18 protein-coding genes are annotated in these 18,744 nt (G+C 27.1%); 14 read left to right on the forward strand and 4 right to left on the reverse strand.

Features of this window, described 5'->3' with window-relative positions; genetic code table 11:
- Positions 1-190: 190 nt before the first annotated feature.
- The 5 genes from groES (at position 191) to Q0H31_RS08070 (ending at position 4,136) form a co-directional block, all read left to right on the forward strand.
- Complete coding sequence (gene groES / locus Q0H31_RS08050; RefSeq protein WP_295297086.1) at positions 191-457, forward strand: co-chaperone GroES; 267 nt, start codon at positions 191-193, stop codon at positions 455-457.
- A 93-nt stretch (positions 458-550) separates the two neighbouring features.
- Complete coding sequence (locus Q0H31_RS08055) at positions 551-1,699, forward strand: hypothetical protein (protein ID WP_295297088.1); 1,149 nt, start codon at positions 551-553, stop codon at positions 1,697-1,699.
- A 105-nt stretch (positions 1,700-1,804) separates the two neighbouring features.
- Entirely contained in the window at positions 1,805-2,806 is a 1,002-nt protein-coding gene (locus Q0H31_RS08060) for an ABC transporter ATP-binding protein (protein ID WP_295297090.1), read from the forward strand.
- Positions 2,807-2,834: 28 nt separating this feature from the next.
- The gene (locus tag Q0H31_RS08065; RefSeq protein ID WP_147731293.1) at positions 2,835-3,542 is read left to right on the forward strand and encodes an ABC transporter permease; all 708 of its coding nucleotides are present in this window, start codon (positions 2,835-2,837) and stop codon (positions 3,540-3,542) included.
- Between the two features lie 18 nt (positions 3,543-3,560).
- Positions 3,561-4,136, forward strand: coding sequence for an ankyrin repeat domain-containing protein (locus tag Q0H31_RS08070; protein ID WP_295297092.1), 576 nt, complete (start codon positions 3,561-3,563; stop codon positions 4,134-4,136).
- A gap of 108 nt (positions 4,137-4,244) precedes the next feature.
- Here the strand turns inward: Q0H31_RS08070 and Q0H31_RS08075 are convergent, their stop codons facing one another.
- Together Q0H31_RS08075 and Q0H31_RS08080 are read right to left on the reverse strand one after the other, a co-directional pair.
- Complete coding sequence (locus Q0H31_RS08075; RefSeq protein ID WP_295297094.1) at positions 4,245-4,904, reverse strand: TenA family protein; 660 nt, start codon at positions 4,902-4,904, stop codon at positions 4,245-4,247.
- Between the two features lie 30 nt (positions 4,905-4,934).
- Positions 4,935-5,621 (reverse strand): hypothetical protein, encoded by a 687-nt coding sequence (locus Q0H31_RS08080; RefSeq protein WP_295297096.1) that lies wholly within the window; start codon positions 5,619-5,621, stop codon positions 4,935-4,937.
- Between the two features lie 131 nt (positions 5,622-5,752).
- Here Q0H31_RS08080 and Q0H31_RS08085 point away from each other — a divergent pair, with 131 nt between their 5' ends.
- From Q0H31_RS08085 to Q0H31_RS08125, 9 genes are all read left to right on the forward strand, one after another.
- Complete coding sequence (locus tag Q0H31_RS08085; RefSeq protein WP_295297098.1) at positions 5,753-6,244, forward strand: hypothetical protein; 492 nt, start codon at positions 5,753-5,755, stop codon at positions 6,242-6,244.
- A 50-nt stretch (positions 6,245-6,294) separates the two neighbouring features.
- The gene (locus tag Q0H31_RS08090) at positions 6,295-6,642 is read left to right on the forward strand and encodes an META domain-containing protein (protein ID WP_367117130.1); all 348 of its coding nucleotides are present in this window, start codon (positions 6,295-6,297) and stop codon (positions 6,640-6,642) included.
- 231 nt (positions 6,643-6,873) lie between these two features.
- On the forward strand, positions 6,874-8,466 hold the full coding sequence (gene nikA, locus Q0H31_RS08095; RefSeq protein ID WP_295297099.1) for a nickel ABC transporter substrate-binding protein: 1,593 nt from the start codon (positions 6,874-6,876) through the stop codon (positions 8,464-8,466).
- 81 nt (positions 8,467-8,547) lie between these two features.
- Positions 8,548-9,489 (forward strand): nickel/cobalt ABC transporter permease, encoded by a 942-nt coding sequence (gene opp1B, locus Q0H31_RS08100; protein ID WP_295297101.1) that lies wholly within the window; start codon positions 8,548-8,550, stop codon positions 9,487-9,489.
- Between the two features lies 1 nt (position 9,490).
- The gene (gene opp1C / locus Q0H31_RS08105; protein ID WP_295297103.1) at positions 9,491-10,315 is read left to right on the forward strand and encodes a nickel/cobalt ABC transporter permease; all 825 of its coding nucleotides are present in this window, start codon (positions 9,491-9,493) and stop codon (positions 10,313-10,315) included.
- 27 nt (positions 10,316-10,342) lie between these two features.
- Entirely contained in the window at positions 10,343-11,167 is an 825-nt protein-coding gene (locus tag Q0H31_RS08110; protein WP_295297104.1) for an ABC transporter ATP-binding protein, read from the forward strand.
- Positions 11,167-12,036, forward strand: coding sequence for a dipeptide/oligopeptide/nickel ABC transporter ATP-binding protein (locus Q0H31_RS08115; protein WP_295297105.1), 870 nt, complete (start codon positions 11,167-11,169; stop codon positions 12,034-12,036). Before Q0H31_RS08110 ends, Q0H31_RS08115 begins: the two co-directional genes overlap by 1 nt.
- Positions 12,037-12,076: 40 nt before the next feature.
- Positions 12,077-13,411: an MATE family efflux transporter gene (locus Q0H31_RS08120; protein ID WP_295297106.1), complete on the forward strand. Its 1,335-nt coding sequence runs from the start codon at positions 12,077-12,079 to the stop codon at positions 13,409-13,411.
- Positions 13,404-14,372, forward strand: a complete 969-nt coding sequence (locus Q0H31_RS08125) for a M14 family metallopeptidase (RefSeq protein ID WP_295297109.1) — start codon at positions 13,404-13,406, stop codon at positions 14,370-14,372. The genes Q0H31_RS08120 and Q0H31_RS08125 overlap by 8 nt, the downstream gene beginning before the upstream one ends.
- A 103-nt stretch (positions 14,373-14,475) precedes the next feature.
- Here the strand turns inward: Q0H31_RS08125 and treC are convergent, their stop codons facing one another.
- On the reverse strand, positions 14,476-16,137 hold the full coding sequence (treC, locus tag Q0H31_RS08130; protein WP_295297111.1) for an alpha,alpha-phosphotrehalase: 1,662 nt from the start codon (positions 16,135-16,137) through the stop codon (positions 14,476-14,478).
- A 531-nt stretch (positions 16,138-16,668) separates the two neighbouring features.
- A complete protein-coding gene (gene treP / locus Q0H31_RS08135) occupies positions 16,669-18,582 on the reverse strand; it encodes a PTS system trehalose-specific EIIBC component (protein ID WP_295297113.1) in 1,914 nt (637 codons plus the stop codon).
- Positions 18,583-18,744 lie beyond the last annotated feature (162 nt).

An 18,744-nucleotide genomic window follows, 5' to 3' on the forward strand; every position in this document is an offset into this window, starting at 1 on the left:
TTAGTTAATTAAATTATAAGGAATACCTGCTTTTTTTAAACTAAAAAACGTGCAATATGTATGGCTCCTAAACACAAGCTATTTCTTTTTTATATTGACTTTTTGATATTTATATTATAAAATTAGTAAAAATTTTTATAAAGAAAACAATTTATTATAAAACTATATTATTTAAGAAGGAGAATATCATATGTCATCTATTAAACCATTAGCAGATAGAGTTCTTTTACAAGTTTTAGAACAAGAAGAAAAAACTTCAAGCGGAATATTGCTTCCAGATACAGCTAAAGAAAAAACTCAAAAAGCAAAAGTAATAGAAATAGGATCTAGTAAAGATATACAGGTAAAAAAAGGTGATATAGTTATATACGATAAATATTCCGGTATACAAATAAAAGAAGATAATAAAGAATATTTAATAGTAAAAAATGAAGAAATCGTTGCTATTATTAAATAATAATAAATTAATAGCTAAAAAAATTATAAGAACACTTAGTTTATATAAACTTGGTGTTCTTTTTTGATTAATTATTTGCGGGTAGATAGTAGTATGTTTAAATATTTGTGTGCAGTTTTAATTATATTTCAAATTTCAATATTTGCCGAAGAAATAACAAACAAAGTACCAGAATATAATTTTATATATGAAAAGGAAATCGATTTTAGTTTAGAAGATACTAATGACATAAATGAAATATCAATTATGATAGAGAGAAGAGGACTGCCGTTAGTTAATAGACTTGTTAGATTTGTTTCGTCAGACCCTGAGATATTTAATTTTGAAACAGAAATAGTAAACACAAATAGCGGTTTTGAGGAAATAGAAAAAACATACACTAATATTTTTGTTGTACCAACAGATGAAAATGGCATAGCGAGTGCAAATGTTAATTTAAATAAAGCTGGTAAAGCCGTTGTAATTATGCATATATTATATGTCGGCTCTACTGGAAACACAAATATATCATATGAAGAGTTTGCTAATGTTAATGTAAAAAATACTGCTTCTATACCTTCAATCATTTTTAACAATGAAAATGATAATCTAAATTTTAATACTTCTATATTTTTGGAATTAACATTATATCCGGCACTTTTTCTAATATCAATAGCATTAATATTTATTAGCTATTTTAGACATATATATTATGAATACAGAGCATCAAAATCAAAAATAATAATGTATTCTTTTTTGGGATTCAGCACAGTTAAAAAGAAATTTTTGTATCTTATTATAGTTGTTTTTATAGAATTAATTTTAATAGGTATTTCTCTTATTATTAGCAGTTATGTTCTTCCTATAACTTTTTTATCATTTTTTATAGCTGGATTTATTGTTAAAAATAAAAAATTATATTCTATAGGCTTTTTTATATTAGCTTCTATATCAATGATAGATTTGTATCTCAAAGTATTTTTAAATTATTTTGCAATAGAATCTATAATTCAATCATCATTAATGACAAATCCATTTTTAGTATTTTTTGTGTTTCTAATATTAACAGCATTATCTGGAGGGATATATATACCTTCTTCAATATTAATTTTATACAAAATGGTTTTTAATTTAGGAAATACTGGCTTAATAATTGCCTTGATAGGAATATTTATTTCTTCTTTACTATATATTTTAAAAGTAAAAAAAGATATACCTTTTCTTTATGAATTAGATTTATTAAAGATTAGAGACAATTACTAATAATATAAATTACGAAATTTTATAAATATTTTTTTATCAAATACGATACTGTTATATAATAACTAAATTTCTAAAAATTTAATATTTTTAATTTAAGGATTATTAATGATAAAAGTTGATAATGTAGTAAAGTATTACGGAGAACATTTAGCTTTAAAGGGTGTTTCATATACTATAAATAAAGGAGAAATAGTTGGTTTTTTAGGACCTAATGGTGCTGGAAAGTCTACTATGATGCGTATTATTACAGGCTATCTTCCTGCTACAAGCGGGTATGTTTATTTAGATGATTATGAGGTTTATGATAACCCTATTGAATTAAAAAGAAGAATAGGCTATATGCCTGAAAATGTTTCATTATATACAGAGATGACTGTAACAGATTATCTTAAATTTTGTGCTAAACTAAAAGGTGTTGCAAGAAAGAAAGTTAAATCTGCTGTAGAAAACACAATAGAGATTACAGGCTTAACAAAATATAAAGATAGAATAATAGGGCATTTATCTAAAGGATACAGACAAAGAACAGGAATAGCACAAGCAATAATACATGACCCAGAAGTTTTGATACTCGATGAGCCTACAAGCGGACTTGACCCTAACCAATTAATAGAAGTAAGGTCATTAATAAAAAGTTTAGGCGGAAGCAGGACTGTTATACTTTCTACACATATATTAAGCGAAGTAGAAGATACTTGCGAGAGGGCTTTAATTATAGACAGCGGAGAGCTTATTGCTGAGGATACAATAGAAGGTTTAAAAATGGCTATGGATAGAGAGATACTTGGGGGAAATATTGAACTTAAAGTGTCAGATAGGCAAGATGATGCTCTTTTATGTGTGAGAGAGGTTAATGGTGTTATACAGGCAGAGACTGATAATTTTGGCACTATTATAATAGAATGTGAAAGAGGAAATGATTCACGTGCTGATATAGTAAAACATTTGGTTAATAATAGTTTTGATGTATTAGAAATAAAATCTAAAGAGAGAAGTTTGGAAGAGGTATTTATTTACTTCACAGATAAAAAGAAAAATCAGGATTTTGATAAGAGTAAATATATAAAAGACGAAGGTATAAAAACTAATACTTCAGAAGAAGAATAATATTAAAAAATAGATAAAGAGGTAAAAAATGAGAAACATATATGTTGTATTTGCGAGGGAGATTCAATCTTTCTATGTATCTCCTTTATATTATATATTAGGATTTATTTATTTAGCTTTAACTGGTTATTTTTTCACTATAGAAGTTTATTATAGCAGGTTGGCGGTAATGGAAAACACCATGTATAATATTGGTTTTTTTACAATACTATTTTTATCAATTTTGTGCATGAAGCTGATAGCTGAAGAGAGAGCATCTGGTACATTTGAACTTATTATGACATCTCCTATTACTTCTCTTCAATATGTCATTGGTAAATATTTATCTGTATTAGTTGTTTATGCTTCGCTTTTAATTATGACTTTTGTTTATCCTATACTTTTAATGGTATTTGGAAAACCAGATATGGGTGTAATATTTAGCGGATATTTAGGATTATTTTTACTTGGCACTGCTATACTTGGACTTGGTTTAATAGCTACAAGTATATCAAAAAGTCAATTGGTAGCTGCTATTTTGGGCGTATCTATGGGAGTTTTCGCATACATTATAAATTGGCTTAGTGAGATGTTTACTGGTGCTAGTAAATTATTAAATGCTATTTCTATAACTACATATTTTTCTGATTTTACTAAGGGGTTAATAGATATACAAAATGTAATATTCTTTCTTATTTGGGCTATTGCTTGCATATCAATATCTACGATGCTTGTAGAGTCATATAAATGGCAATAATAATAAAAGGTTTAATATATGTCTCAGATAGTTGAATATGTAAAAAATAATGATTTTGATAATGTAAAAAAATTAATAGAAGTTGATAATTCATTAGTTGATGCGAGAGATGAGGAGACAAGATTTACGCTTTTAATGCTTTGTGCTAAAAAGGGATATATTAATATAGCAAAACTTTTAGTAGAAGAGGGGGCTAATTTAAATCTTAGGAGTAAAACAGGAATAACAGCCTTAATGTTTGCATGTGCTGAAAAACAATCAGAAGTTGGTAAATATTTAATAGATTCTGGTGCTGATGTTAATTTAAGAGATAAGCCATTATTTTCTGCTTTACTTTATGCTTCACTTACAAAAAAGCATGATATTATAAAAGCATTAATAGAAGCTGGAGCCGATGTAAATGCTAAAAATTTCAAGTTAGTAACACCTTTGATGTTTGCTTCTGGAATTAATGATATAGAAACAATGAAACTTTTAATAGATGCAGGAGCTGACATAGAGCATAAAAATAAAGATGGTGAGAGGGCATTAGAGTTTGCTATTCGTAAAGAGCAAAAAGAAGCAGCAGAATATTTAAAAAGTATTTCTAAATAATTTTTTAAATTTAAACTATTTTTTAAATATACTATTTATAGCTTCTAATATTTACCGAGTTTCTTAAAAAGAATTACAAATCCTAATCTTTATAGAAATTAAAAATAATTATATTTTATTAAATGCTTCTAAATTATAAGCATCATTCCAAAATCTGTATTCCCAAATAAAAGCAGTATCAAAAGCTTTAATCATTTTTTCTTTATTTGTTTTAGAAGCTTTTAAATACATATTATCAATAATACTAATCATATTATCAGTTGCTTTAGAGAACTCTTCGTCTGCATAAGTATCTATCCATTTTTTATAAGGGTTGTTTTTTGTAACAGCATTTTCTTTTATATATTTGCCTATTTCATTGTATATCCAAAAACAAGGAAGTATAGCTGATGCTGCAACTTCTACAGATTCAGTATGTGCTGTATTTATTAAATAACTAGTATAGCCTAAATTAGCAGTTGTTATTTTATTTGTATTTTTAAAATTAAATAACTCTCTAAAATATTTATGCACAACTTCTTCTTCAACTATATATGAATTAATAGAAGATTTTAAAAATATAATTGCAGTATCTGTATCATCTATTTTTGAAGATATTATTGCTAAAACTTTTGAATAATATTTTAAATAGTGAGCATCTTGTTCTATATAGTAAGCAAATTTATTTTTATCTAAAGAGCCATTCATCAATTCTTTATTAAATGGCATATCTTTTATTTTTTGATAGTTTTTTATATTTTTATTCCATACTTTTTTAGAAAAATCCATTGTTAATTCCTTATATATTAGTTTTATTAATTAATAGTCTTCTATAAAGTTAAAATGTGCAGCTATTTGTACGCCTAAATCTATTGCTGCAAGTTTTTGAACGTCTGGAGAAACTCCTTTTACTTTAACATTAGGAAAATCATAATTAAAATAAAAACTTAAACTGCTGCTTGAGTAATATTTATAGAATTTATAACCAACTACAAATTTTATGTATGGTATATATAAATCATCAAATCTATTCTTTAATCTATTATAATTAAGAAGTTCTATTATATTATCATATCTATAGTTTCCGCCTAAAGCTATTTTTACTCCGCCGCCAACTCCAAGCATAAAACCAGATATAGTAGATTCTAAATATCCACCTACAAGTATGCTGTCAAATAAATTAGCATATTTTCTTTTAATATTATAATCTATAAAGCTAAAAGCATCTCTATGATATCCAAAATCAATTCCAAGTGTTATAGCAGATTGTGTTCTTGAGCTAACTATAAAATTATAAGCTGTTTGTAATATTATACCGCCTTCAAAATATGATTGACTTTGATAGTCATTTTTATTTAAACTTCCGCCGTTATTTTCTATTTTGTATTCAGGCAAGCTTCCTGCTAATGTTATAACATAGCCTAAACTAAAAAAACCTGGTGCTGAAAATAGATTGCTTACTGAAAATAAAAATAATGCAAAAAATAAAATTATAGTTTTTTTCATAAATTATCCTAAATATTTATTATATTAATAATATATAGCTATTAATTTTTTAAGTCAATTAATTAGTATATATATTGACAATATTTCCGATATTGTAAGAGAGATTTTTTATATTTTTGGGAGAATTTTATATGCCTGTTTTAACAATAGACCATGAAGAATATCCTTCAGTAATTGTTATTGAATATAATAGTTTATACAAAAATGAATTAATTAACTTTATAAAAAATATCAAGATAAAAGATAATAAAGAAGTTGTATATACTGATAATTTTTTCTATAAAATAATTAATAATAATAATCAAAATGTAGGGCTTTTAACAATAGACGGAAGGATAGAAGGTTATTATTATGTAGATAAAGATAATATGCTTAAATATATATATATAAGCTTTCCATATAGAAGGGGAGGATTTGGTAAACTTCTTCTTTTGCATGCCATAAAGCTTCACACAGATATAACATTCGATAAAGGAACAAATCAGGGTTATAATAGACTTATAAGCTCGCCATTGTTTGAAGATGCTCTTAAAGGCAATCTCTCTTCATTGGATGCTGCAAATAATATGGAATCTTTCGATGATTCTGGTTCAAGTAAAGAAGGAGAACTTACATTATTTTAAGAAAGATTATAATATTATTTCCTTTAATTTTTATCTCCTGCAAACATAGTATGGTTTTCGTGCAGGAAGATTCTAAAGAAGTTGAACAGATAAGAGCATATAAACTTGTCAATATGTATAGCTATATGAATATTACTATAAGTATTGATAAAAATAAAATATATGGTAATTCTTCTGTTAATGAATATTGGGCAGATTGTAAAATAGAAAATGATAAGATTTCTATATCTATGATAAATACCACAAGAAAAACTGCAGATATAAAAAAGAGAAATGCAGAGGGTGAATATTTGTCTATACTTCAAACAGCATATTCTTTTAATATAACAAATAACATATTAGAAATATACACGACATTTAGAGATGAGCCTCTAATATATGAAGAGATAAAATATTAAGTTTTTGTAATTTTAAGGTCTATATTTTTTTGTAATAAATATTAAAATTAAAGTATAATTAAAGTTTTTTATAGCAATTGAGTTGTATTTTACGTATATTGAGTAGTATTTTATCTATTTCACACATCTAAAAATTTGTTCTATATCACTAATAATATATTGACATTTATAAATTATATGTTAGAATACACTAACAAAATATATTAGTAACAAAACAATGGAGATTCTAAAATGAAAAATAAAATAATTAAAAATCTGCTTTTCAGCATATTATTATTAATGCTTTTTGTAAATTGTTCTGGAAGTTCAGATACGGCAGAAAGTAACAGAAAACTTAATAATGAAGAGTTAATATTTGTAAACTATAGAGATATAAGGGATTTAAATCCGCATTTATATGCTGGGGAGATGTATGCACAAGAGATGCTTTATGAAACATTAGTTAATATCGGAGAGAATGGATACGAGCCTTGTCTTGCTGAAAGCTGGAATATTAGTGAAGATGGAAAAGTATATACGTTTAATATTAGAAAAAATGTTTATTTTTCTGATGGTGAGATATGTGATGCTAATGCTATAAAGGCTAATTTTGATGCTATTATAGAAAATAAAGAAAGACATACATGGCTTGAAATGATGCATATATTAGATAAAGTTGAGGCTATTGATGATTATACTTTAAAAATAACTTTAACTTCTCCATATTATCCTATGCTTACAGAATTAGGAGTTACAAGACCATTTGCTATGATATCTCCAAAGGCTATGAAAAATGGTTCTACAAAGAATGGAGTTAATGAATATATAGGCACAGGTCCTTATGTATTAAAAGAATATGAAACTGATAAATATGCTATTTTTGAAGCTAATACTAATTATTGGGGAGAAGAGCCTAAAATTAAAAGAATAAGGGTAAAAGTTATACCTGATAATCAAACTAGACTGCTTGCTTTAGAAAAGGGAGAGATAGATTTAATATTTGGTAAAAACATGATAGACTCTGATGCTATCAATAAATATAAAAATGATTCTAAATTCATATCATCTCTATCAGCACCTACTTCAACAAGACAAATAGTATTAAATACAACTCATTCTATATTATCTAATAGTAATGTTAGAAAAGCATTGCAGCATGCTACCGATAAAAAAGCTATATCAGATGGAATATTTTATGGTTTAGAGCCTCCTGCTGATACACTTTTCTCAAGAACTGTAGCATATTGCGATATAGAACTTACTCCTTATGAGTATAATATGGATAAGGCAAATCAATTATTAGAAGAAGCTGGCTGGGTTGTTGGTAATGATGGAATAAGAGAGAAAGATGGCCAAAGATTAAGTTTAAATCTTTTATATAATAGTGATAGTGTAACAGAAAAAACAATATCAGAATATTTACAGTCTGAGTATGCTAAAATAGGAGTTGAAGTTAATATTGCAGGAGAAGAAGAGCAATCTTATAGGGATAATATGAAGGCTGGTAATTTTGATATGGTGTTTAATATTTGCTGGGGCTCTCCTTATGACCCGCAATCATCATTGGCAGCTATGCGTCAGAGAGTATATGGTGATTATGCGGCTCAGCAGGGTTTGCATGATAAAAAAGAAATTGATGAAGCTATAACAAAAATTCTTTTAAGCGTAGATGAAAATGAAAGAAAAGAGCTTTATAATTTTGTTCTCACTAGACTTCATGAAGATGCTGTTTATATACCGCTTACTTATGAATGTAACAAGGCTGTTTATACATCTGATTTAAAAAATGTTAAGTTTGCTCAAACTCAATATGAAGTTCCTTTTTGGCTAATGTATTTTAATTAATAGATTTCATCGCTGCAAATTATAATTAATAGTTTGCAGCATACAGTTTATTAATTATTATAAAAAAAAGAGGTTTTCATTATGAAAGCATATATTATAAAAAGGGTATTAGTTACAATACCGCTCTTATTTGGAATTACTTTGCTAAGTTTTTTCTTTATCAATCTAATACCATCAGACCCAGCCGAAGTTGTTTTAAGAGTTCAGCAAATTCCCATTATATCTGATGAAGCAATAGAGCAAATGCGTGAAGAATTGGGCTTAAATGATCCTTTTTTTGTTAGATATTTTAGATGGATATTAGATTTTTTAAGATTAGATTTGGGTGTAAGCTATACTAATCCTTCAAGAACAGTGGTAGGGGAAATAGCAAGATCATTACCCGCAACATTACAATTAGCATTTCTTTCTCTGATATTTGTAGTAGTTTTGAGTTTGCCTATTGGTTTTTTTAGTGCCGTCTATAAAGACAGCATTTTTGATAGAGTTATTAGATTTATAGTATTTGCAACAACTGCTATGCCTGCTTATTGGGTTGGGCTTTTATTAATATGGCTTGTTAGTATAAAACTAGATTTGCTCCCTACAAGCGGAAGCGGAACTTGGAGCCATTCCATACTCCCAGCAATAACAATATCAATAACATACATATCCACATATATAAGGCTTATAAGAAATAATATGCTTGAAAATATGAAAGAAGATTATGTGTTATATGCAAATGCCAGAGGATTAAATCAAAGAATTATATTAGTAAAACATATATTAAAAAACTCCCTTCAATCATGCATTACAGCAATAGGGATGAGTATACCTCAATTAATATCGGGTACTATAGTTGTTGAAAATGTATTTGCTTGGCCCGGTGTTGGAAGATTATGCATAGCTTCTATATTTAATAGAGATTATCCTGTTATACAAGCTTATATATTAATGACGGGTATTTTATTTGTATTTTTCAATTTGATTTTTGATATTATACAAAGAGTAGCTGATCCTAGACTTAGAATAGGAGAGCAATAAAATGTTAAAAAGATTTTTAGAAAATAAGATGGCATTAGGCTGTACGGTATTTATATTAATTATTGCATTAATAGGAATATTCGCTCCGTTAATTGCTCCAAATGATCCTTATGTAAATAATATATTAAATAAGTTTGCAGGTATATCAAAAGAATATCCATTAGGAACAGATCAGCTTGGCAGGTGTATATTATCAAGGATGATATATGGAATAAGATATACTTTATTTTTATCTTTACTTACTATGCTTGGAACTATAGCACTTGGTACTTTAATGGGAATACTTGCTGGATATTTTAAAGGTGCTATTGATGAGATAATAATGAGAATAGTAGATGTTATGCTTTCTTTTCCAAGTCAGATAATGATACTTGCAGTTGTTGCTTTATTAGGGGTTGATATTGCAAATGTTATTATAGCGAATGTATTTATAAAATGGGCATGGTATTCAAGAATGATAAGAACGAATGTGCTTAAATATAGAGAAAAGAACTTTGTTTTATTTTCAAAAACCATAGGCTCTTCTTCAAGATTTATATTATTTAATCATATGATTCCTTCAATATCATCAGAAATGATAGTGCTTGCAACTTTAGATACAGGGTGGGCTATATTAAATATTTCAACATTATCTTTTTTGGGGTTAGGTGTGCAGGCTCCTATACCTGAATGGGGTGCTATGCTTAATGAAGCAAAAAATGTAATGACTACAAATCCTAAGCAGATGATAGTTCCAGGAGTTGCGATAGTATTTTTGGTAGCTTCATTCAATCTTCTTGGAGATGCTTTAAGAGATGTTCTTGACCCTAAAGAAAGCAGAGCATAATTTTATTATTTATTAATAGGATTGAATATGAATAAAAATATTTTAGAAGTTAAAAATCTTAATGTTTATTTTAGAGAAAAAAATAATAATATAAAAATAATAGATGATGTTTCTTTTTCTATTAAAGAAGGAGAATGTTTAGGAATATTAGGAGAAAGCGGAAGCGGCAAGAGTATGACTATAAAATCAATACTTCGTTTGCTTGATAATAATTTTCGTGTAGAAGGTGAGGCTCTTTTTAATAATATTGATTTAATAAAAGAAAGTTCTGGAAACATAAGAAAATTAAGGGGAAATAAAATATGTATGATACTTCAAAATCCTATGACATGTTTTGACCCTTTGTATAGAATATATAATCAAATGCAAGAGACTTTTTTAGAGCATACAGATTTAAATAAAAAACAAATATACCAAAAATGTATAGACACTCTAAATATAATGAAAATAAGAAACCCCGAAGATACAATAAAAAAATATCCTCATCAACTTAGCGGAGGTATGCTTCAAAGAATAATGATAGGATTAGCATTGTCATTAAACCCGCAACTTTTAATAGCTGATGAACCTACTACTGCAATAGATTCTATTAGTCAAAATACTATTATGAATGAATTTTTGAGAATAAAAAAAGAAAATAAAGTTTCTATGCTTTTTATATCTCATGACTTAGGAATATTATCCAAAATATCAAATAAAATGATAGTAATGAAAAAGGGAAGAATATTAGAAAATGCTTTTGTAAAAGACATTATATTTAACAGCAAAGATGAATATACAACTTCTTTAGTATTAAAAAGAATGTCTGTTATGAAAAAGTTTAATGAAATAGTTTATGGAGATGCAATATAATGACAAAAGATGAAATAATATTAGAAGCAAAAAATATTAAAGTAAGTTTTAGAAAAGAAAATCAGAAAAAAGTTTTTGGTAAAGAAAGACAGACTGTATTAAATAATGTTTCTTTTTATTTAAAAAAGGGCGAATGTCTTGGTATTATAGGAGAGAGCGGAAGCGGTAAAAGTACATTAGGAAAAGTTATATTAGGACTTCAAAGACCTGAGAATGGCATAGTTATTATAGATAATATAAACCTTTATAAATATAAAAACAAAATGAATAAAAAATTAAGATATGATATAAGTGTTGTGTTTCAAGATTATGTATCTTCTGTTAATCCTAGATTTACGGTTATGAGAACTTTAGATGAAGCTATTAATGTTCATACTATCAATACAGGAGAGCATCTTGATAAAATAAATAGAAGAAACATGGCTATAGAGCTTTTAAATAATGTAGGGTTAGATGAAAGTTTTTTGAAGAGATATCCTCATGAATTAAGCGGAGGGCAATTGCAAAGAATTTGTATAGCTAGAGCGGTTGCAGTTCACCCAAAAATAATTTTATTAGATGAAGCAGTAAGTTCATTAGATGTTTCTACACAAACTCAGCTTATGGATTATTTAATAAAGCTAAGAAATATATATGGATTTTCTTATATATTTATTACTCATGATTTATCTACTATAACATATTTATGTGATAGAGTGTTGTTTTTTAATAGTGGGAATATTGTAGAAGAAATAGATGATATAAGAAATCTTAATAATGTAAAAACAGAATATGCCTTAGAGCTTCTTAATTCTGTAAAAACATTTGATATAGTAAATATAGCAAAAGAACTAAAAGAAGAAAAATATATTATTGAAAATGCAATATAATTTTTGCAATTATAAAATTATAAAATTATAAAATTATAAAATGAATAATAATACAAAACAATTAATTAAAGATTCAGATTATATAAAAATATTAATACCTTTTGTGATATCCACAATGACACAACCTCTTTTAGGAGCAGTAGATACAGCTGTTGCTGGAAGATTAGGCAATCCCATATATATAGCTGGTGTATCGGTTGGAAGTGTTGTTTTTAATACTATATATTGGGTGTTTGGTTTTCTTAGAGTAAATACTACTTCATTTAGTGCCATTGCATTAGGTACAGGAAAAAAAGAAGATAGAGCTTTTGCTTTTTTTCAGCCTTTATATATTGCATTATCAATATCATTTATAATACTAATATTTCAAAGAGTTATTAGTTTTTATGCTAAGAATACTTTTGATTTAGAAATAGAGGCATTAGAAGCTTTTAATATATATTATAATGTGCTTATATGGGGGGCTCCATTTTTATTATCTAATTATGTGATGTTAGGCTGGCTTATGGGGCAGAGAAAAGTTAAGGCTTCTTTAATAATGCAAATAAGCGGAAATTTATTAAATATGATATTGGATGTAATATTTGCTTTATCATTATCTATGGGTGTATTAGGCATAGCAATTGCAACTTTAATATCTCAATTAACTTCTTTTTTTATTGGTGTGTTTTTTATTTTAAGATATGGAAATTTTGGAAAAGTTAATTTAAAAGATTTTACTGATTTATCTAAAATGAAAACTTCTTTAATTTCAAATTTATATCTTATGCTTAGAACAATATGTTTACTAATTCAAATAAATATTTTTACATCAAAAAGTGCTTCATTGGGAACCATATTAATTTCATCAAACTCTATACTTCTTCAAATACAATCAATAATATCGTATATGTTTGATGGAATTGCTAATACTTCAAGTGTTTATAGCGGCAGAGCTTTTGGATTAAAAAACTCAACTTTATTAAAATCTACAATAATAAAAAATATTAAATATGGATTTATATTTGTAATATTATTAACAACTTTATATTTAATTTTTAATAAAACATTTATTAATTTATTTACAGATAATGTTGAAGTTCTAAATTATAGTTATAAATATTATTTTTGGGTAGCATTATATCCTACTATTTCTGCTGTGGGGCTTACACTTTATGGAATATTTACAGGGGCTTCTTTTAATAGGGCAGTGTTTATATCTACTTTTTTGAGTTTAATATTATTTTTAGCTGTGCTTTTTATAAGTTTTGATTATTTAAACAATAATGGGCTTTGGATTGCATTACTTTCTTTTTATTTTGGCAGAAGTATTTTTATATTACCTTTTATAAAAAGTTTATTTAAAAAAATTGATAATGGAGTAAAAAATGAATAAAATAAAAAAAGAAATTAAAAAGTTTATATGTAAGACTACAGGAGAAGAAATAATTTTTCCTGTTGCATATGTAGAAGGCGAAACAAATAACAATGATAAAACTTTAGCTATTATAGGCGGGATGCATGGAAGTGAATTTACAGGAATAGAGGCTGCTATAAGATTATTAAATGATTTGGAATCAAATAAATTGCAAGTTAAAGGGAAATTAATAATAACTACAATATTTAATATACCTGCTTTTAGAGAGAATAGAGCTTTTATTGTACCTAATGATAATAAAAATCCATTAAGACTTTTTCCAGGTGAAGAGAATGGAAGTTATACCGAAGCTATGGATTATTATTTTTGGAATGAAATATTAAAAGATGCTCACTACTCTATAGAACTTCATGGAGGGGACATACCTGAATCAATAGCTAATTGTATTTATGTTCCTATAGTTGGTATAGAAGAAACAGATAATATATCAAGAAAGATGGCTGAAGTATATAATATAAAATATATAATAGATACTAAAATGAACAAAGATAATAAATATGGGGGAGCTTATAGCAGATTAGCTTTTAGAGGTATTCCTTCTATACTTACTGAAGCTGGAGGCAACGGTATATTAGATGAAGAAAATGTTCAAGTTCATTATGATGGAATAAAAAATATTATGATTTATTTAGATATGTTATGCGATGAAAAAATAAAAGATACAGAAGAGAGAGTTATATTAAATTATACTGCTTCTATAAAGGCTGATTGTTATGGTATGTGGTATCCTATTGTAAAAACAGAGGATATTGTTAAAAAAGGAGATAAGGTTGGAGAAATAAAAGATTATTTTGGTAAAAAAATTAAAGACATAGTATCAGATTATGACGGTGTTGTTTGTATTTTAAAGACAAATCCATCTTTACAAATAGGGGATTCTTTAATAGAGATAAATGGAATAGAGGAAATAAAAAAATAAGCTTAACTGTTGTAAAAAAATTTAATATAAATTAGCCTTGCATATATTATATACAAGGCTTTTTAATGATAATAAAAATTTATATGAAGTAGAAATCTGCAAATTATTTATATAACACTATAGACTCATAAGGTTTTAATTTTATAATGTTGTCAAGTGCTGCTATATCATAATTTGAAATAAGACACTTTGAAGTTTTTATATCAAAATCAATACTGCTTAAATCTATAGTGCACTCATTAGCATAAAAATTATTTATTACTAAAAGTTTTTCATTATTATATTCTCTTATAAAAGCAAATACATTTTTATCGTCTTTTAATATAGGTATAGTTTTACCTTCAGAAATGACTTTATAATCTTTTCTTAGTTTTATTAATTTTTTATAATGATTAAATATAGAGTTTTCATCTTTAAGATTATTCTCTACGTTTATGTCTTTATAATTATAAATAACCTCTATCCAAGGTTTAGCATTTGAAAAACCTGCATTTTCTTTATCATTCCATTGCATAGGAGTTCTTGAATTGTCTCTTGACCTTGCTTGAAGTATTTTATATATTTCTTTTTCTTCTATACCATTATTTTTAAGTATGTTAAAATAGTTTATTGATTCAACATCTTTGTACTTATTAATATTATCAAAATAAGCGTTAGTCATACCTATCTCTTCACCTTGATAAATATAAGGAGTACCCCTCAAACAATGAATAACTGTGGCAAGCATCTTAGAAGACTCTTTATGATATTTTTTATCATCTCCAAATCTTGATACAATTCTCGGCTGATCATGATTGCACCAAAACAAAGCTGACCATGCATCATTGTCTTGCATTCCTTGCTGCCAAGTAAATAAAAGTTTTTTTAGCTCTTGAAAATCAAAATCCATTAACTGCCATTTATCATTATTTTTATAGTCAACTTTAAGATGATGAAAACTAAATACCATGCTAAGCTCATTTTCTTTTTCACCGGAATATTTAATGCAGTTTTCTATACTTGTTGATGACATCTCTCCTACAGTGATTGCATTATCATATTTACCGAAAGTGTTTTTATTTAACTCTTTTAAATATTTATGTATATTTATTCCGTCAGTATAAAATAGTCTTCCGTCTCCTTTAAAATCATCTTCAAAAATTTCAGGCTTTGATATAAGGTTTATTACATCAAATCTAAATCCGTAAACTCCTTTTTTTATCCAGAAATTAACTATATCAAAAATCTCTTTTCTTACCTCTTCATTATCCCAATTCAAATCAGCCTGACTCACATCAAATAAATGCAAATAATACTCATCGAATTTTTCTACATATTGCCAAGCATTGCCTCCAAACTTTGATGCCCAATTTGTAGGAGGCTCTTTTTTACCGTTAATTACTCTTCCTTTTTTGAATATGTAATAATTTTTGTATTTCTCTTCTCCATTCATAGCCCTCTTAAACCATTCATGCTCTGTAGAAGTATGATTGAATACCATATCAAACATTATATCTATATTTCTTTTTTTAGCTTCTTTTATTAGCTCTTCAACATCTTCCATAGTGCCATAAGAAGGATCAATATTGTAATAATCAGCAACATCATATCCATTGTCTTTTTGAGGAGAAACAAAGAAAGGAGTGCTCCAAATAATATCTACACCTAAATTTTGTAAATAGTCTAATTTTGATATTATTCCTTTTATATCTCCAAATCCGTCATTGTTGCTGTCCATAAAAGATTTAGGATATATTTGATAAACAACTTTATTTTTAAAATTCATAAACGATTCCTATTTAATTAGATTTATAATAAATTCTTGAGTATATACTAAAAATTTTTAAGTTTGTCAAAATTAGTTTTTATATTTTTTATTATTTTCGGGGACTAGCCCCCGAACCCCCAGTTCTTTTATTGGTATAAAAGAACCAAAAGAACTGCATTTTTTGCATAAAATCATTGTATTATATTTAACATATATTCTTAAAATATTAAGCTGTAGTATATGCGTTTTTTGCAACTTTTTTGAGCGACAAAAAAGTTGATAATACATTTATAAAATATAAAAATTGACAAAATGTAATTATTTAGGTATATACTAAAAATTTTTAAGTTTATCAATTTTGTTTTACAACTTTTTCCCGCCGCAAAAAGTTGCAAAAAGTGCAAGTATGTAATTAATACTAAATCATACTAAAATTATCTTATATGTTAATATTTTTGATTAATTATTTAGCTATATAACGGCAGCTTAGCAATATGTATTTAACTGCCGTTATATATAAACCCTATAAATATTTATAGCTCTTTTTTATTATTTTATATCTATAATTTTTCCCTCTCCATTTTTTATGATAATACTTTCTTTTAATAAATTAATCTTAGTGCCGTCTGTAAATACAACAGGTGATACTAAAGACTTTCCCTTACTTTTTATATACTCTAAATCAACTTTAGCTAACTTGTCTCCTTTTTTTACTTTATCTCCCACTTTTACAAAAGATTCAAAACCTTCTCCATTAAGTTCAACTGTATCCATACCTATATGAATAAGTATCTCTTTTCCATCTGTGGTTTCTATGCCGTATGCATGTTTTGTAGGAAATGCAGCTATTATTTCTCCGTCGCAAGGAGATATAACTAAACTGTCAGCTAATTCTATTGCAAAACCATCTCCCATAGCACCAGAAGAAAATGCTTCGTCTGCTATATCTGATAATTTATAAACTTTTCCATTCATGGGAGAAACAAAATTATCATCATCTAAAGTTATTGTAATTGATGTATTGTCTGAAGTTTCTTCTGCATTATCAACTAAATCTTCTGCTTTTAATTTTTTCTTTCCAACTATAAAAGTTAATACTAATGGTATAGCTATAGCAAAAACCATAGCAACAGCAAACATCAACATATGCTTTGGCTGTATTGAAAGTATTCCCGGTATACCGCCAATACCAATAGATGTAGCCATAACTTTAGAACCAACAGATATAATTGCAGCCACACAAGAACCTATTAAAGCACATATAAATGGAAAACCATATTTTAAGTTTACACCGAATAATGCAGGCTCTGTTACTCCTAAATAACATGATATAAATGCAGGTATATTAATCTGTTTAGCTTTGTTATTTCTTTTTTGAAGTATAGACATAGCAACAACAGCAGAACCTTGTGCTATATTTGATAAGGCTATCATAGGCCATAACATTGTTCCTCCGAATTTACTCATAAGCTGTAAGTCAATAGCATTAGACATGTGATGAAGACCTGTTATAACTAAAGGAGCATAAAAGAAACCAAATACACCAGCAAATAAAACTCCAAACTTTGATGTTAGTCCAGTATATACAACATAAGAAACAGCTTCGCCAATTTTCCAGCCTATAGGACCGACAATTGCATGTGATATAATAACTGTAGGTATGAGTGAGGCAAATGGTATTACAACCATAGAAACATACTCAGGCACCACCTTTCTCCAAAATTTTTCTAAGTACACTAATATAAATCCTGCCATTATAGCTGGTATAACCTGTGCCTGATAACCAACCATAGGCATTTGAAATATTCCAAAATCATAAAATTTAGGATCAACACTTCCAACCAAATATGCATTAACAAGCTGAGGAGAAACCAATGTTATACCTAAAACAATACCCAATATTTGAGTAGTCCCCATTTTTCTAGTGATAGACCAAGTAATGCCCACAGGGAGGAAATGGAAAATTGCTTCACCTATTAACCATAAAAAATCATTTGTTCCAGCCCAGAACTGTGATATTTGAGTTAAGCTTTTTGTGCCTTCTTCAAAGAATTTAATGTCTGATATTATACTTCTAAAACCTAATATAAAACCTCCGCATATAATTGCAGGAATAAGCGGTGAAAATATTTCTGCTATATTAGACATTAAACGCTGTAAAAATGTTTGATTGCCTTTTGCAGATTCTTTTACAGCATCTTTACTCACTCCCTCTATACCAGAAATCTTAACAAATTCATTATAATACTCTGAAACCTCATTGCCTATTATAACTTGAAATTGTCCTGATTGAGTAAAAGTGCCTTTAGTAGATTTTAAATTTTCTATTGCTTTAATATCTGCTTTTTTAGGGTCTGCTAAAACAAAACGCATTCTTGTAACACAATGAGTTATTGCCTTAACATTCTCTTTTCCGCCCACGTATTTTAGTAGAAGTGCAGCATCTTCAGTGAACTTTCCCATTACATGCCTCCATTTATTATATTTTTATTATCATTAACTTGTACGTACATATTAACATATACGTATAAGTTTGTCAATTATATAATTTTATTTTTTTACAAATTTTTAGTATTGATAAATACTCATATAATATTATAATAATTTCATATTTGCATTATAAGG

This window comes from uncultured Brachyspira sp. (genome assembly GCF_934747485.1).
In the GTDB taxonomy this organism is placed as follows: Bacteria; Spirochaetota; Brachyspiria; order Brachyspirales; family Brachyspiraceae; genus Brachyspira.

Bases quoted from the DNA above. Each gene is read 5' to 3' on its own strand.
- opp1B (WP_295297101.1), top strand. From the start codon at position 8,548: ATGAAAGCATATATTATAAAAAGGGTATTAGTTACAATACCGCTCTTA.
- groES (WP_295297086.1), top strand. From the start codon at position 191: ATGTCATCTATTAAACCATTAGCAGATAGAGTTCTTTTACAAGTTTTA.
- treP (WP_295297113.1), bottom strand. From the start codon at position 18,582: ATGGGAAAGTTCACTGAAGATGCTGCACTTCTACTAAAATACGTGGGC.
- Q0H31_RS08085 (WP_295297098.1), top strand. From the start codon at position 5,753: ATGCCTGTTTTAACAATAGACCATGAAGAATATCCTTCAGTAATTGTT.
- nikA (WP_295297099.1), top strand. From the start codon at position 6,874: ATGAAAAATAAAATAATTAAAAATCTGCTTTTCAGCATATTATTATTA.
- Q0H31_RS08080 (WP_295297096.1), bottom strand. From the start codon at position 5,621: ATGAAAAAAACTATAATTTTATTTTTTGCATTATTTTTATTTTCAGTA.
- Q0H31_RS08075 (WP_295297094.1), bottom strand. From the start codon at position 4,904: ATGGATTTTTCTAAAAAAGTATGGAATAAAAATATAAAAAACTATCAA.
- Q0H31_RS08110 (WP_295297104.1), top strand. From the start codon at position 10,343: ATGAATAAAAATATTTTAGAAGTTAAAAATCTTAATGTTTATTTTAGA.
- Q0H31_RS08060 (WP_295297090.1), top strand. From the start codon at position 1,805: ATGATAAAAGTTGATAATGTAGTAAAGTATTACGGAGAACATTTAGCT.
- Q0H31_RS08090 (WP_367117130.1), top strand. From the start codon at position 6,295: ATGGTTTTCGTGCAGGAAGATTCTAAAGAAGTTGAACAGATAAGAGCA.
- treC (WP_295297111.1), bottom strand. From the start codon at position 16,137: ATGAATTTTAAAAATAAAGTTGTTTATCAAATATATCCTAAATCTTTT.
- Q0H31_RS08115 (WP_295297105.1), top strand. From the start codon at position 11,167: ATGACAAAAGATGAAATAATATTAGAAGCAAAAAATATTAAAGTAAGT.
- Q0H31_RS08125 (WP_295297109.1), top strand. From the start codon at position 13,404: ATGAATAAAATAAAAAAAGAAATTAAAAAGTTTATATGTAAGACTACA.
- opp1C (WP_295297103.1), top strand. From the start codon at position 9,491: ATGTTAAAAAGATTTTTAGAAAATAAGATGGCATTAGGCTGTACGGTA.
- Q0H31_RS08065 (WP_147731293.1), top strand. From the start codon at position 2,835: ATGAGAAACATATATGTTGTATTTGCGAGGGAGATTCAATCTTTCTAT.
- Q0H31_RS08055 (WP_295297088.1), top strand. From the start codon at position 551: ATGTTTAAATATTTGTGTGCAGTTTTAATTATATTTCAAATTTCAATA.
- Q0H31_RS08120 (WP_295297106.1), top strand. From the start codon at position 12,077: ATGAATAATAATACAAAACAATTAATTAAAGATTCAGATTATATAAAA.
- Q0H31_RS08070 (WP_295297092.1), top strand. From the start codon at position 3,561: ATGTCTCAGATAGTTGAATATGTAAAAAATAATGATTTTGATAATGTA.